At 58.1% G+C, this 13758-nt stretch carries 16 protein-coding genes; 3 read left to right on the top strand and 13 right to left on the bottom strand.

All coding sequences use genetic code 11. The annotated features are described in order from the left end of the window. Positions 1–92: 92 nt before the first annotated feature. Together IB213_RS02830 and hemL are read left to right on the top strand one after the other, a co-directional pair. Positions 93–1082, top strand: a complete 990-nt coding sequence (locus IB213_RS02830) for a bifunctional hydroxymethylpyrimidine kinase/phosphomethylpyrimidine kinase (protein ID WP_192405328.1) — start codon at positions 93–95, stop codon at positions 1080–1082. Then, the gene (hemL, locus tag IB213_RS02825) at positions 1066–2370 is read left to right on the top strand and encodes a glutamate-1-semialdehyde 2,1-aminomutase (protein WP_192405327.1); all 1305 of its coding nucleotides are present in this window, start codon (positions 1066–1068) and stop codon (positions 2368–2370) included. The genes IB213_RS02830 and hemL overlap by 17 nt, the downstream gene beginning before the upstream one ends. Before the next feature lie 57 nt (positions 2371–2427). Here the strand turns inward: hemL and IB213_RS02820 are convergent, their stop codons facing one another. The 7 genes from IB213_RS02820 to IB213_RS02790 form a co-directional block, all read right to left on the bottom strand. Next, on the bottom strand, positions 2428–3033 hold the full coding sequence (locus tag IB213_RS02820) for a DNA-3-methyladenine glycosylase I (RefSeq protein ID WP_192405326.1): 606 nt from the start codon (positions 3031–3033) through the stop codon (positions 2428–2430). A 171-nt stretch (positions 3034–3204) separates the two neighbouring features. Then, positions 3205–4680 (bottom strand): amino acid permease, encoded by a 1476-nt coding sequence (locus tag IB213_RS02815; RefSeq protein ID WP_192405325.1) that lies wholly within the window; start codon positions 4678–4680, stop codon positions 3205–3207. 302 nt (positions 4681–4982) lie between these two features. After that, positions 4983–5432: a c-type cytochrome gene (locus IB213_RS02810; RefSeq protein ID WP_192405324.1), complete on the bottom strand. Its 450-nt coding sequence runs from the start codon at positions 5430–5432 to the stop codon at positions 4983–4985. 227 nt (positions 5433–5659) lie between these two features. Then, positions 5660–7258, bottom strand: coding sequence for a bifunctional phosphoribosylaminoimidazolecarboxamide formyltransferase/IMP cyclohydrolase (gene purH, locus IB213_RS02805; RefSeq protein WP_192405323.1), 1599 nt, complete (start codon positions 7256–7258; stop codon positions 5660–5662). 83 nt (positions 7259–7341) lie between these two features. Then, a complete protein-coding gene (locus IB213_RS02800) occupies positions 7342–7593 on the bottom strand; it encodes a helix-turn-helix domain-containing protein (protein ID WP_191723350.1) in 252 nt (83 codons plus the stop codon). Further along, positions 7590–8642: a tRNA dihydrouridine synthase DusB gene (gene dusB, locus IB213_RS02795; protein ID WP_192405322.1), complete on the bottom strand. Its 1053-nt coding sequence runs from the start codon at positions 8640–8642 to the stop codon at positions 7590–7592. Before dusB ends, IB213_RS02800 begins: the two co-directional genes overlap by 4 nt. Before the next feature lie 133 nt (positions 8643–8775). After that, positions 8776–9342: a hypothetical protein gene (locus IB213_RS02790; RefSeq protein WP_192405321.1), complete on the bottom strand. Its 567-nt coding sequence runs from the start codon at positions 9340–9342 to the stop codon at positions 8776–8778. A gap of 61 nt (positions 9343–9403) precedes the next feature. On the opposite strand from IB213_RS02790, the gene IB213_RS02785 reads away from it, so the two are divergent. Then, complete coding sequence (locus tag IB213_RS02785; RefSeq protein ID WP_191723347.1) at positions 9404–9928, top strand: YqaA family protein; 525 nt, start codon at positions 9404–9406, stop codon at positions 9926–9928. Positions 9929–9961: 33 nt separating this feature from the next. Here the strand turns inward: IB213_RS02785 and IB213_RS02780 are convergent, their stop codons facing one another. From IB213_RS02780 to IB213_RS02755, 6 genes are all read right to left on the bottom strand, one after another. Then, a complete protein-coding gene (locus tag IB213_RS02780) occupies positions 9962–10888 on the bottom strand; it encodes a hypothetical protein (RefSeq protein ID WP_191723667.1) in 927 nt (308 codons plus the stop codon). Positions 10889–11205: 317 nt separating this feature from the next. After that, the gene (locus IB213_RS02775; protein ID WP_192405621.1) at positions 11206–11406 is read right to left on the bottom strand and encodes a DUF1254 domain-containing protein; all 201 of its coding nucleotides are present in this window, start codon (positions 11404–11406) and stop codon (positions 11206–11208) included. 22 nt (positions 11407–11428) lie between these two features. Beyond that, entirely contained in the window at positions 11429–11572 is a 144-nt protein-coding gene (locus IB213_RS02770; RefSeq protein ID WP_192405320.1) for a hypothetical protein, read from the bottom strand. Positions 11573–11613: 41 nt separating this feature from the next. After that, the gene (locus tag IB213_RS02765; RefSeq protein ID WP_225560932.1) at positions 11614–12603 is read right to left on the bottom strand and encodes a tripartite tricarboxylate transporter substrate binding protein; all 990 of its coding nucleotides are present in this window, start codon (positions 12601–12603) and stop codon (positions 11614–11616) included. A gap of 14 nt (positions 12604–12617) precedes the next feature. Next, complete coding sequence (locus IB213_RS02760) at positions 12618–12773, bottom strand: acetate--CoA ligase family protein (protein WP_191723345.1); 156 nt, start codon at positions 12771–12773, stop codon at positions 12618–12620. A gap of 2 nt (positions 12774–12775) precedes the next feature. After that, the gene (locus IB213_RS02755; protein WP_192405319.1) at positions 12776–13741 is read right to left on the bottom strand and encodes a tripartite tricarboxylate transporter substrate binding protein; all 966 of its coding nucleotides are present in this window, start codon (positions 13739–13741) and stop codon (positions 12776–12778) included. Positions 13742–13758 lie beyond the last annotated feature (17 nt).

The following is a 13758-nucleotide window of genomic DNA, read 5'->3' as shown; positions in this document are numbered from 1 at the left end:
ACAGCTTAAAGTCGCTTCCAATAGAATGCAATCATTGTATCTAGGCACCTAACCAGGCCCTCTTGACAGAACGACGGTCATTGGAACAACGCATGGCATTTCAGCCCCCAGCAGTTCCAACTGCAAAAAATACCCCCGACAGCACAGAAACCGTTCTTGCGCAGCCCATGTGCGTGATGTGTTTCAACGCCTGCGACCCCAGTGGCGCAGGCGGCCTTACAGCCGACATAACGACCATTGCATCAGTGGGCGGCCACCCTGTGGCCGTCGTCACTGGCGTAGTGGTGCGCGACACCAGCCATGTTTTCTCGCACACCTGCATCGACGATGAAGCCGTGTCCGACCAGGCACGCACTGTGCTGGAAGACATCCCGGTGCGCGCCATCAAAGTGGGCTTTGCTGGCAGTCCTGCCAACTTGGCGGCCATTGCAGAGCTGGCAAGCGATTACCCGGACATTCCCGTCGTCAGCTACATGCCTGACCTGTCTTGGTGGCAAGGTGACGGTCTGGAGGAATATCTGGATGCGTTTCAAGCTCTTGTGATGCCTCAAACTTCGGTGTTGGTTGGCAACCACGGAACCTTGAGCCGCTGGCTGCTCCCCGACTGGAGCCACAGCCGCGCGCCCACTGCGCGCGATATCGCCAAAGCCGCCGAGGCGCTGGACGTTCCCTTTGTTCTGGTCACAGGCATTCCACTGCCTGAACAGCATATTGACAACGTTCTGGCCTCCACCGAGACCGTGATTGGCAGCAGCAAGTTCGAATTGTTTGACGGCAGCTTCAATGGCGCCGGTGACACCCTTTCGGCGGCATTGACCGCTTTGCTGGCCGCTGGCAACGACTTGGGAGCGGCCTCTCAGGAAGCGCTGGAGTATCTGGACCGCAGCCTTGCCAACGGTTTTCGCCCGGGCATGGGTCAACTCATACCCGACCGGATGTTTTGGGCGCAACCTGAAGATGGTGTGGACGCTGCCGAAAGCAGCGAAGATACCGAGGAACCACTGTCTACAAGCCCCTCCCATGAGGGGAATCAACCGCCCCTTGAGGGCTTTGTGCTGCCTTCTCATGACACCAAACACTGACCTGAATCTTTCTTTGTTCGAACGCGCCAAGGGCGTGATCCCTGGCGGCGTGAACTCGCCAGTGCGCGCTTTCAACGCGGTGGGCGGCGTGCCCCGCTTTGTCAAACGTGCCCAAGGCCCCTACTTCTGGGACACCAACGACCAGCAGTTTGTGGATTACATCGGCTCCTGGGGCCCCATGATTTTAGGTCACGGTCACCCTGAAGTTCTGCAGACCGTGCAAGATGCCGTGCTTGAAGGCTTCAGCTTTGGAGCACCGACAGAACGTGAAGTGGTGCTGGCTGAAAAGATCCGTGAACTGGTGCCCTCCATGGAAATGGTGCGCATGGTGTCTTCTGGCACTGAGGCAGGGATGAGCGCCCTGCGTCTGGCGCGTGGCTATACCGGCCGCAACAAGATCATCAAGTTCAACGGCTGCTACCACGGCCACGCAGATTCACTGCTGGTCAAGGCAGGCTCGGGCTTGGCCACTTTTGGTTCTTCATCCTCTGCGGGCGTGCCTGCCGACGTGGTCAAAGACACCATCGTGCTGGAATACAACGACATCGCCCAGCTGGAAGAAGCCTTTGCCAAGATTGGCAGCGAGGTTGCCTGCGTGATCATGGAGCCGATTGCCGGCAATATGAACTTTGTGCGTGCTTCGGTCGACTTCACGCGCCGCATCCGTGAGCTGACCCAAGAGCACGGTGCGCTGATGATTTATGACGAAGTCATGACCGGCTTCCGCGTGGCTCTGGGCTGTGCGCAAAGCATTTACGCGCAGCAAATTGAAGGCTTCCAGCCTGACCTGACCGTGATTGGCAAGGTCATTGGCGGCGGCATGCCCATGGCCGCTTTTGGCGGTCGCCGCGACATTATGGAAAAGCTCTCGCCCCTGGGCCCGGTCTACCAGGCAGGTACCCTGTCAGGCAATCCGATTGCCACAGCCTGTGGCCTCAAGACGCTGGAGCTGATCAGCCAGCCCGGTTTCCATGCACATCTGCACCTCAAGACTGGCATGTTGATGCAGGGCCTCAAGTCCGAAGCTGATGCCGCAGGCATTCCTTTCAGCATCGACTGGCAAGGCGGCTTGTTTGGTTTTTACCTGCTGCCCGAGCTGCCCGCGACATACCACGAAGTCATGAAGACCGACGGCGCGTTGTTCAACAAGTTCTTCCACGGCATGCTCGAACGTGGCCATTACTTTGCGCCAGCGCTGTATGAAGCCGGTTTTGTGAGCGCCGCCCACACCGAGGCCGACATCGACCGCACCATTGAAGCGGCCAGCGAAGTGTTCAAGACGCTGTAAAGGCCTTTTCAGCTATCAGCCAAGCCCTGCACGCTGCCAAGCCTGCAGGGCTTGTTTTTATTGCGGCGCCTGAAAAGCTTGTTTCGCCGCATCAACAAGGCTGCGTGTCGTGCACTCAGGGGCATGGTCATTGACCATGCCCATCGATTGCATGAAGGCATAGGCCGTGGTGGGTCCGACGAACTTCCAGCCACGTTTTTTCAGTGCTTTGGCCAGAGCCTGCGATTCGGGCGTCTGTGCCTGCAGCACAATGTCTGCATCATTTCTTTCTGGTGCAAAGCGCCAAAAGAAGGCGGCCAGCGAACCCTCTTGCTGCACCATCTCCAGTGCCCGGCTTGCGTTGTGGATAACAGCTTCAATCTTGCCGCGATGGCGCACAATGCCCGCGTCCTGCAGCAGACGCTGCACATCTGCCTCGGTAAAGCGTGCCACGGCATGAAAGTCGAACTGCGCAAAGGCTGCGCGAAAGTTCTCACGCTTTTGCAAGATGGTGTACCAGCTCAGCCCCGACTGAAAGGCTTCCAGGCTGATCTTCTCAAACAGCCGGCGGTCATCCGTTACCGGGAAACCCCATTCATGGTCGTGGTAGTGGATGTAGCGATCGGTGGCCAAGCACCATTTGCAGCGAATATGGCCGTCTGGGCCAAGGCCTGTGGGAATCATCAGCACTCTCCTTGCCTGCCACTGTAAAACAAACAGGCCACAAAAAAACCCAATGTGTTTGAGACATTGGGTTTACAAAAAAAGAAGCTACCAGCGCTTATCAGATAAGAGTTTCAAATAGTTTTCATACTGAAACCTTTTACTGGCAAGCGAAAGATGCTCTATTTTTTATCATTCGCTGTGCGCCAAACGCGAATGGCGCATGCCGTAAGCCAGATAGACCACCACGCCCAGTGCCATCCACGCCAGAAAGCGCACCCAGGTCAGCGTGGTCAGATTCATCATCAGATACACGCACAGCAGCGCAGAAAGCACGGGCAGCAGCGGCACCAAGGGCACGCGATAGCCTGTGCTGTGCGGGTTCTTCTTGCGCAAGATGAGGATGCCCACACTGACCAGCACAAAGGCCGACAGCGTGCCGATGTTGATCATCTCCTCCAGCGCTTCTACCTTGGTAAAGCCCGCCAGGATAGCCACCACCACCCCAACCGCAATCTGCAGCCGCTCAGGTGTTTGGCGCTTTTTCGACGTAACACCCCAGCTGCGCGGCAGCAGGCCATCGCGGCACAGCGCCAGCAGCACGCGGGAGCTGCCCATCAGCAGTACCATGACCACGGTAGTCATGCCCACCAGCACCCCGACGGAGATGATTTGCGCAGCCCAGCCAGCACCCACCGCAATGAATGCGGTGGCCAGCGAAGGGTTCTCGGCCTTGGCCAGCTCGGTGTACGGCACCATGCCCGTCAACGCCAGCGTGACCAGAATGTAGAGCACGGTGACCAGTGCCAAGCCCCCCAAAATGCCGCGTGGCAGCGTGCGCTGCGGGTCTTTGACCTCTTCGGCCGAGGTAGCCACGATGTCAAAGCCCAGGAATGCAAAGAACACCAGCGAAGCGCCCGAGATCACGCCCAGCCAGCCGTACTGACTGGGTGCCGCACCAAACAGCCATGCCAGCATGGGCTGCCCCCAGACATCACCGCTGACACCATGCGCCACCACGGGCGTCTGTGCCGGGGGAATGAAGGGCGTGAAGTTGTCCGTGTTCATGTAGGTAAAGCCCACCACAATGACAAATACAGTGATTGCCAGCTTGAGGATGGTGAACACGTTGTTCACCTTGGCAGACACCTGCGTGCCCGCAATCAGCAGCACGGTGAACACGGCCACAATCAAGAAAGGCCCCCAGTACATGGTCAGGCCGCCGAGCTCGATGGTGGATGACAAGTCAATGCCCGCAACCGACAGAACCGTGCTCAGATAAATACCCCAGTATTTGGCAATCACAGCGGCTGCAGAAATCATCTCCAGCAGTAGATTCCAGCCAATGATCCATGCCAGCCCCTCCCCGAGGGTGAGATAGGTATAGGTGTAGGCGCTGCCTGTCACAGGCACGCTGGACGCGAACTCCGCATAGCACATGATGGCCAGCGCGCAGGTGAACGCTGCGATGATGAAGGAAAAGATCACCGCTGGGCCTGCAAACGTGCCTGCAGCACGCGCCCCAACCGAGAAAATACCCGCGCCTACCGCCACGGCCAGGCCCAGAATCATCAGGTCGAAGGTGCCTAAGCTGCGCTTGAGCTGACGCCCCGGCTCATCCGCATCGGCCAATGCCTGAGCGACGGTTTTGGTTTTTAACCACTGCATGCAATCCCTTTTGGCTACCTTGAATGCCCATGGCACAGGTAACGCTCTCGTTTCAAAGACGCAAGCATAGGGTTTGCATGTACGTTGCACACAAAGCCTGCACTTACACCCATTTGCACGCTTGTTTAGTGCGCGTTATGGGGCAAACTTTGGATTTTAACGATAGCGGAACGCCACACTCACAAAGGGTGCGCTCAGAGTGCTGCAAGCGCTTTCAACCTGCGCTACATCATTCATAGACGCAAAAAAACCCGATGCACGCAAAGCATGCATCGGGCTATCAGAAATGAAGTGAGCAACCGCTATGGGGTTTTTTGGTCCGCCAGCGCCATGATCCATTGCGCCATTTCCAGCGATTGTGCTTCTGTCACCTGGGGGTGGCGAGGCATGATAGTGCGTCCCCACTCTCCCACGCTGCCTTGCCGAATCTTTTGTGCCAGATAAGCCTGCGCATCTGCGCGGTCTTTGTAACGCTGGGCAATCTCCACCAAGCCCGGGCCCACAAACTTGCGCTCCACACCGTGGCAACGCATGCAGTCGCTGCCGTCAATCAAGGTCTTGCCACCCACCAGCGCCGGATTGTGCTCAGCCACCGCTGCCACCGTCTGTGCCGCAGCCTGGTCTGACGAGGTGCCAATGATCATGCGCGCCCCCAGATTCAGCAAACCCAGCACCACCAAAATCATGCCAATGATGATGACCCAGCCCAGCCAGCGCGGCCGCTGCACGGGCTCGTCGTCGTAATCCTGCATGCAAAAATCCTTTTCCAAAAAACAATCGGCATGGTTGCCGAAACAACCATGCCGAGTTTGCATTGCCTGGCTCAACCTGATCAGGGCCAGGGCTTCCCAGACCGTACGGCACGCCATCCATCGAAAGATAGCTAACTAAGGCGATGCGTCAATCCTGAAAACCGCAGCAGTGCTGCGACCAGAGATTGCAGCGACGCATCAGGCGTGCAATGCGCCGCCCCAGAAGATCAATGACGGAAGTGGCGCACGCCCGTGAACACCATGGCCACGCCGCGCTCGTTCGCTGCATCAATCACTTCCTGATCGCGCATGGAGCCGCCGGGCTGCGCCACGCAGGTTGCACCGGCATCCACCACCACATCCAGACCATCGCGGAAGGGGAAGAAGGCATCCGAGGCCACCACCGTGTTTTGCAGCGACAGCTTGGCCGCTTCGGCCTTGATCGAAGCAATGCGTGCCGAATCCAGACGCGACATCTGGCCTGCGCCCACGCCCATGGTCATGCCGTTCTTGCAGAACACAATGGCGTTGGACTTGACGAACTTGGCCACGTTCCAGGCAAACAGCAAATCTTGCAGCTCTTGCGGCGTGGGCTGCTTGACAGTGACCACCTTCAGGTCAGCCAGTGTCAGCTCGTGGTTGTCAGAAGTTTGCAGCAGCAGGCCCGAACCAATGCGCTTGGACTCCACCGCATTGCGGCCATTTTCCCAGTCGGTCTTGCCACCTGCAGGCAGGGCAATCTTCATCAGGCGCACATTGACTTTGCTCTTGAAGATGTCCAGCGCCTCGGCGGTGAATTCGGGGGCCATCAGCACTTCAACGAACTGCTTGGACACGGCTTCTGCCGCTGCCTTGTCGACTACGCGGTTGAAGGCGATGATGCCGCCAAACGCACTGGTGGGGTCGGTCTGGAAGGCCTTGGCATACGCCTCGTGTGCATCGCTGCCAATTGCCACACCGCAGGGGTTGGCATGCTTGACGATCACGCAGGCAGGCACGTCAAAGCTCTTGACACATTCCCAGGCAGCATCCGCATCGGCAATGTTGTTGTAGCTCAGCTCTTTGCCCTGCAGCTGCACGCCAGTAGCCAGCGAGCCCGGTGCAGGATACAGATCACGGTACCAGGCCGCTTGCTGGTGGCTGTTTTCACCGTAGCGCAGATCTTGCACCTTGATGAAGTGGCCGTTGGACTGACCACCGAACTGTGCGCGCTCAGGCACATATGCCTCGGACAGCTTCTCGTCTTCAAACTTCACGCTCGACAGGTAGTCGCTGATGGCACCGTCGTACTGGGCAATGCGGTTGAATGCAGCCACCGACAGCTCAAAGCGCAGCTTGTTGCTCAACTTGCCAGCAGTTTTCAGCTCGGCCAGCACAGCGTCGTACTGGTCAGCAGCGGTAACCACACCCACATCGGCCCAGTTCTTGGCGGCAGAGCGCACCATGGCGGGGCCGCCAATGTCGATGTTTTCAATCGCATCGGCCAGCGTGCAGCCGGCTTTGGCCACGGTGGCTTCAAAGGGGTACAGATTCACGACCAGCAGATCGATGGTTTCAATACCGTGCTCTTTGAGCGCAGCCATGTGCTCGGGCAGCTCGCGGCGAGCCAGCAGGCCACCGTGCACCATGGGGTGCAGGGTTTTGACGCGGCCATCCAGCATTTCAGGGAACTTGGTGACTTCTGCCACCTCGGTCACGGGCAGGCCCTTGTCGGCCAGCAGTTTGGCGGTACCGCCAGTGGACAGCAGTTGAATACCCAGACCGTGCAGGGCTTGGGCAAATTCAACGATGCCGGTCTTGTCAGAAACGGAGAGCAGTGCTTTCATGGTGCAACTCAATAATAGTGAAATCGTTACTTGGCGCCTATCTGGCAGGCGTCGACAGTTATCAGTTCAGGCAATGCGTACCCTTAAAGCATTTCATGCTCTAAGAGTTTTTTGCGCAGGGTGTTACGGTTCAAACCCAGCCATTGCGCAGCACGTGACTGGTTGTTGTCAGACTGCTGCATGACCACGTCCAGCAGCGGTTTTTCCACCAGTCGCAGCAACATGTCATACATATTGCTGGGCGTCTCGCCACCCAGATCGCTGAAGTAGCTCTCCAGGCTTGCGCGCACGCATTCCTCAATGTTTTGGTTATCGTTGTTATGTGGGGCGCTCATGCAGCCAGTTCCTCAATCTCTTGCTCTGCATCGACCGCATGGATCTGCGGCAGACGCTCCATCTGCAAGCCCAGCTGATCAAAGTAATCCGCCACAGCTTGCCACTGCACCAGGCAGTCGTCGATGGTGTTGATATGTTGTCGAAGTTCTTCCCCACCCGGCAATGCCCGCACGTACCATGCAATGTGCTTGCGCGCACTGCGCACACCGGTCAGCTCACCATACAGGCCATAGTGGTCGTGCAAGTGGTCCAGCAGCAGGCGGCGTACTTCGGCCACCAAGGGGGGAGCCATGTGCGCGCCTGTGGCCAGAAAGTGACCAATCTCACGGAAAATCCACGGCCTGCCCTGTGCTGCACGGCCCACCATGACAGCATCCGCACCGGTATAGGCCAGCACATCACGCGCCTTTTCAGGGCTGGTGATGTCACCGTTGGCCACCACGGGCACATGCACAGCCTGCTTGACCGCAGCTATCGTGTCGTACTCTGCAAAGCCCTTGTAGCCCTGCTCGCGGGTACGGCCATGTACCGTGAGCATTTGAATGCCCACGTCTTCAAACTGCCGCGCTAAAAGGACGGCATTTTTTTGTGCATCGCACCAACCCGTGCGCATCTTCAGCGTGACAGGCACGTTGAAGGGGCGTGCAGCCTGCACCACGGCCTGGGCGATCTCTACGGCCAAAGGCTCGTTTTGCATCAGCGCAGAGCCTGCCCATTTGTTGCACACCTTCTTGGCCGGGCAACCCATGTTGATGTCGATGATTTGCGCACCGCGCTCGATGTTGTAGATGGCCGCTTCGGCCATCATGGGCGCATCGGTGCCAGCAATTTGCACCGAGATCGGTCCCGGCTCTCCAGCGTGGTTGGCGCGGCGGCTGGTCTTGAGACTGTTCCACAAGTCCTTGCGCGATGTCACCATCTCGCTGACGGCATAACCGGCCCCCAATGCCTTGCACAACTGGCGAAATGGCCGATCCGTCACTCCCGCCATGGGTGCAACAAACAGGTTGTTCGCCAGCGTATGCTGACCAATGCGTAGCGCAGTCATGGGTGGGTAAAGCAATCGACGGTGGGGAAAGAGGCAGTATTGTATCTGCCCAAAAAATGAGCAGCACCCTGCTGCTACAAAGACACTAGCAAAGAATCAGGTAAGCCCAAGCCCACTTTCTCCAAGCCGGCCTTCAATTGCGGGTGGCTGCGGGCACAAAGGCCCACCAGTGGTCCTGCACGGTCTGCAAGCCACGCGCTTTCATGACACCGGCCAGCCACTGGCGGTTAAACAGCACATCGGGCGAAACCTCTTCCTGCTGCGCTGCACCCAGCTCTTGGACCTGATCGACGTGATGAACCTGACCGGGCATGCCCAGGTGCACAGCCCCCATATCGACCTCTTCGCCATCCGCCAGGGGCCCACGCACAAAGTGAGCTGCAGCATCGCTGTCAGTCACCTGTACACGCACATCCAGCACCTGCTGCATGTTGCCAACTCCTGTACGCACAAAAGGGCAGCCCTGGGTCACCAGCTTCATGCCTTGTGCCTGCAACTGCACACGCACAACATGCATCGCCCGTCGCGTATTTGCCTGGTCCAGCAACGCGGCGCAATCGGTTGCAATCTGTTTTTCTTCTTCATCCATGGGTATGGCGCTGTCTTTGGCTAGCACTGGCAAGCACGCCATTAACCCCGCCAAGAGCACTCCACGCATGGGCAATGTCACACACTTTCTTTCGATCAATGCAATGTTCATACCCCCAGCTTAGGCTAAGCCTCTGTCTGCTGCCAGCAGACATGCACCTACACTTAGTCAGATGCAAGCATGGTTTCAAGAAATTTTGCAATGGTTGGCGCTGCCCCAATTTGGCCTGAGCACCTTGTTCGTCGTGGCCCTGGTGTCTGCCACATTACTGCCCATGGGGTCCGAACCGGCTGTGGTGGGCTTGCTACAACTGAATCCCCACCTGTTCTGGGCTGCCATCTTCACCGCGACTGCGGGCAACACTATTGGTGGAGCAATCAGTTGGTGGATGGGGCTGGGAGCCCACAAAGCCTGGCACGCTGCCCGCCAGCGCCGCCGCGCCGGGCTGCCCGATATACCAGGCACGAAACCACCACGCTCGCTCTCGCGCCATGAACGCCGTGTCCGCATTTGGCTGCGTAAATGGGGTGCAAAAACCTGCCTGCTCAGTTGGCTGCCGATTGTAGGAGACCCACTGTGTGCGGTGGCAGGCTGGCTCAATCTGCCGTTCTGGCCCTGCGTGTTCTACATGGCCATCGGCAAGTTCTTTCGCTACCTGGCCATGACTGCGGCCATTTTGTGGGCCTTGCCGGGATAAGTACTCAGGCCGTCAGATTTCTGAATTTAAGCCTCAAGTGCCACGCGCCAGTGGCAACTTGCTGCCAGCAATTGCCCGCTCCTGAAGCACGTCGCTGCGGAAACGAAAAAGTTTGGCTGGCCGCCCAGCTCCACCGGCGGTCACCCCCCCGGCCTCTTCTACCAAGTCCTGCTGCTCAATCAACCGGCGAAAGTTCTGTTTATGCAGGCCTCGCCCCGCGAGCGCTTCGACCGTTTGCTGCAGTTGCAGCAAGGTGAATGCGGGCGGCATCAACTCGAACACGACAGGTCGATATTTAATTTTGGCGCGCAGGCGCGCAATGCCGGTGGCCAGTATGCGGCGGTGGTCATGCTGCATGGAACGCCCCGGCAATCGGTCACGCACGGCCATGCCACGCTGCGCACCCTCTTGCACCAGACCAGCCTCAAACAGCAGCTCATAGCGCTGCAGCACCAGGTCTTCGTTCCAGGCTTGTTCATTAACGCCAAAGTTAATCGCGGCCCTCGCTTGCCTAGATTGCTTTTGCACCGTGTTTGGCGCTTCTTTGACCCATGCTTGCAGGTGCGGCACGATGCAATCAGCCAGCACTGCGGGTGCACCCGTTCGCCAGTCCTCCCAGGGGAAATAGCTGTACCAGTCCTGCCAGCTGGTATCCCCTTGCGGCGGCTGCTCAGGCTCGCGTGTCAGCCCCAGATAGCTGATGGACAGCACATGTGCCGCCTCACTCCGCTCTCTGTCGGCAAAGGTGTAGAGCTGCTCAACATAGCCCAAACTGTGCTGGGTCTGGTTTTCCACCCATGCACGCAAGCCCGCCTGCAGCGAGCGATGCACCATTTGAAATGGCCCCGCCGGTAAAGCCTCGCCTCCCCGGGTGGTGAGCACCCGAGGCTGCCCCTGGCTGACGGCTGCCAAAACAGCCACCAACTCAGCATGCAAAGCTTGCTCCGCAGTTTTGCTCAATTTAGACACTCAACAAAGAGAACAAGGGTGCAATTCGCGCCAGTACCAGCTGCTTAGTCATATGCCCCATATCCATCCCCGCTTTCTTGCCTACTAAAAACAGACGCTTTCAGGCGATTGCAGCATGGTCCCCGCACCGCCCACAAGTCATCAGGCAAGCACTCACCGATGACAGACACCCATCCACCAGCCGTGATTATCGACGTTGTGCACCACTTGATGCTGCAACACCCTGCTCAGAATTAGCCAGTAATGCTTCCTTGAACCAGGCTGGAATTTTGCCGGTTTTCATTTCAGCTCCCAGTCCATCTGCTGCCTCAGTCAAACACACCCGCTCCCACCAAGGTCTCAAATATGTCTGCAAAGAGTGCTTGAGTCACGGCCTGCAGCAAAAACTCCAGCGGCGACGAATCTTGTTTATGGAAGTTATTGGTGTAAACATCCATGAGCTCCAGTACAAAACAGCGCCCGGTCTGTCGCGGAACCGTGATGGCAACAGGCCTCTGGCACAGATCGATCCAGGTATTGCTTTAGAGCAGATCATTGGCCGGAGGCCTGCGCACCAAGCAAGGTCTGCACATGGCAGTTACGAATGACTTCCAACAGCGGGTACCCCGCGACGATGGCTGGCACAGCACTGTGCGCTGTCCAGTCCGCCTGAGGCACCGTAGATTTCTGGCTCAAAAAATGGATGCCATGCTGCGGTCTCCTGTAATTATTTTTGTTCAATTCACAGTGACGCCGCTGACCTGCACCAGACGTGCCCAGACGGCAGTGTCCTCGTGCCACTGCTTCTCGAAAGCCTCGCGCGAGATAGGCTCTGCTTCCATTCCCAGACTCCGGATCTTCTCCACAACGCGTGGCTGCAGCAGCACCTGTGCGCTCGCCTGCGCTAGGCGCTGAACGTCAACAGGAGACAGCTTGGCTGGAGCGAACAAGGTGTACCAAATCTCGGTGTCAAAGGCAACGCCGCTTTCCACCAAAGTCGGCACCTGCGGCAATGCCGAGGAACGCTTGCGCCCCGACACTGCCAGCGCCTTTATCTTGCCCGCCTGCAGTAACGGCAAAGCGCCGGCCACATCGGCCATTGCAACCTCTATCTGGCCACCAGCCAAATCCTGCAATAGCGGAGCAACTCCCTTGTAAGGCACATGTTCCATGGGTATGCCGGTAGACAGACGAATACTCTCCACAGCCAAATGCCCGCCGGAACCAGTGCCCCACGACCCATACATCAACGGAGCACCAGATCGTTTGACCAAGGCCAGCATCTCGGGCAGCGTATCTGCCGCGTACTTGGCGTTGGCAACCAGTACATTTCCACCGTGGGCAATCCGCGCCAGAGCGACAAAATCCCGCTCTGGGCTGTATTTGAGATCCTTGAACAAGGCCGGTGCGATGGAGTGGGTGGCACTAATACCCAGCAGCAGCGTGAATCCATCGGGCGCGCTGCGGGCCACCTGCGCGCTGCCCAGCGTTCCCGTTGCGCCCGGCACGTTATCGACGATCACCGTCGCATTGAGCTCCCGCCCAAGCTCCAGCGCTATCAGGCGCCCCATCACATCCGTGCCACCTCCTGCAGGGAATGGCACAACGATGCGAATCGCCTTGCCTCTGGTATTGGCTGCATGTGCCAGCAGTGGTGCTGCAGTCAGGGTTGCAGCACTGATCAGCAATGCGCGCCGACTCGGCATTGAGGTACACGAATTTTTCATAGACCCGTCTCCTTTCAAGCTTCAACGAAACTCACAACGGCATCTGCCGCTGCCACACCATCCACCGTCACCATCAACGGATTGATTTCGAGCGTGCCCAGACGAGACCCCAACGCAGAGGCCAGCTCGCTAAATCGCAGCACCGTATTCACCAGTGCTTGCGTTTTCATGCTCACTCGGCCTGAATACCTGCCGCCTTCACCACCTCACTCCATTTCTTTGTTTCTGACGTGATGTGGGTACGAAATTCTGCTGGCGTGCTGCCGACGGCTTCAATGCCGAGTTGTGCAAAGCGGTCCTTGGTATCCGGTTCCTGCACGATAGCGGCGATTTCTTGGCTGAGTTTGTCAACAATGGACGTCGGCACCCCCGCTGGCGCCAGCACACCCCACCAAGAGTAACCAACCACCGGGATACCCAACTCCTGCAGCGTGGGAACGTCAGGTGTCAACGTGGAGCGCTGCGGCAGAGCCACTGCAATCGGTTTGACCTTGCCCGCCGCGACCTGACCGGCAAAAGGTGGCAGGTTGTCAAAGGCGAATGCAGTCTGCCCACTGGCTACCGCAATGACGGACTCAGAGCTTCCCTTGTAGGGGATATGCGTCATATTGGCCTGTGTCTGCATGCGAAAGAGTTCACCTACCAAATTGGGTGTGCTGCCAACACCGGCCGAAGCCCAGGAGAGGCCGCCATTCGTTGCGTTGGCTTGGCTCAAGATATCCGTTGCACTCTTGATGGAGGATTTCGGCGTCACGAACAGGTACACAGGAACCTTGGTCACCAACGAAACCGGTGCCAGATCCTTGCTGGCGTCGTAGGGCAATTTCTTGAATAGCGGTACGTTGGTGGCGAGGTTGGCAGTACCCATCAACAGGGTGTAACCGTCAGGTGCCGCCTTGGCGACCGCCGTGGTACCGGACTGGGTGGCAGCTCCTGCCTTGTTCTCCACAATGACGGGCTGCCTCAGGCGATTACCGAGCTTTTGCGCAACCAGGCGCGCCACGATATCCGTGCCGCCACCAGCTGCATATGGCACGACCAAGCGGACAGGCTTGCTGGGGTAGTCGCTGGCCATGGCAGACTGGCAAGTCAATACCACGGTGGTGACCAATACGAAACGGCAGTGCAGGTGGCGCATGGATGTCTCCGTGTTGT

This window comes from Comamonas sp. CMM02, assembly GCF_014851485.1.
Taxonomy (GTDB): domain Bacteria; phylum Pseudomonadota; class Gammaproteobacteria; order Burkholderiales; family Burkholderiaceae_C; genus Comamonas; species Comamonas avium.
This window is presented reverse-complemented; position numbering and strand designations above follow the sequence as displayed.

Coding starts and splice junctions, on each gene's coding strand:
- IB213_RS02810 (WP_192405324.1), bottom strand. CDS start 5,432: ATGCAGGATTACGACGACGAGCCCGTGCAGCGGCCGCGCTGGCTGGGC.
- IB213_RS02755 (WP_192405319.1), bottom strand. CDS start 13,741: ATGCGCCACCTGCACTGCCGTTTCGTATTGGTCACCACCGTGGTATTG.
- hemL (WP_192405327.1), top strand. CDS start 1,066: ATGACACCAAACACTGACCTGAATCTTTCTTTGTTCGAACGCGCCAAG.
- dusB (WP_192405322.1), bottom strand. CDS start 8,642: ATGACTGCGCTACGCATTGGTCAGCATACGCTGGCGAACAACCTGTTT.
- IB213_RS02790 (WP_192405321.1), bottom strand. CDS start 9,342: ATGAACATTGCATTGATCGAAAGAAAGTGTGTGACATTGCCCATGCGT.
- IB213_RS02785 (WP_191723347.1), top strand. CDS start 9,404: ATGCAAGCATGGTTTCAAGAAATTTTGCAATGGTTGGCGCTGCCCCAA.
- IB213_RS02830 (WP_192405328.1), top strand. CDS start 93: ATGGCATTTCAGCCCCCAGCAGTTCCAACTGCAAAAAATACCCCCGAC.
- purH (WP_192405323.1), bottom strand. CDS start 7,258: ATGAAAGCACTGCTCTCCGTTTCTGACAAGACCGGCATCGTTGAATTT.
- IB213_RS02815 (WP_192405325.1), bottom strand. CDS start 4,680: ATGCAGTGGTTAAAAACCAAAACCGTCGCTCAGGCATTGGCCGATGCG.
- IB213_RS02760 (WP_191723345.1), bottom strand. CDS start 12,773: ATGAAAACGCAAGCACTGGTGAATACGGTGCTGCGATTTAGCGAGCTG.
- IB213_RS02800 (WP_191723350.1), bottom strand. CDS start 7,593: ATGAGCGCCCCACATAACAACGATAACCAAAACATTGAGGAATGCGTG.
- IB213_RS02765 (WP_225560932.1), bottom strand. CDS start 12,603: ATGAAAAATTCGTGTACCTCAATGCCGAGTCGGCGCGCATTGCTGATC.
- IB213_RS02820 (WP_192405326.1), bottom strand. CDS start 3,033: ATGATTCCCACAGGCCTTGGCCCAGACGGCCATATTCGCTGCAAATGG.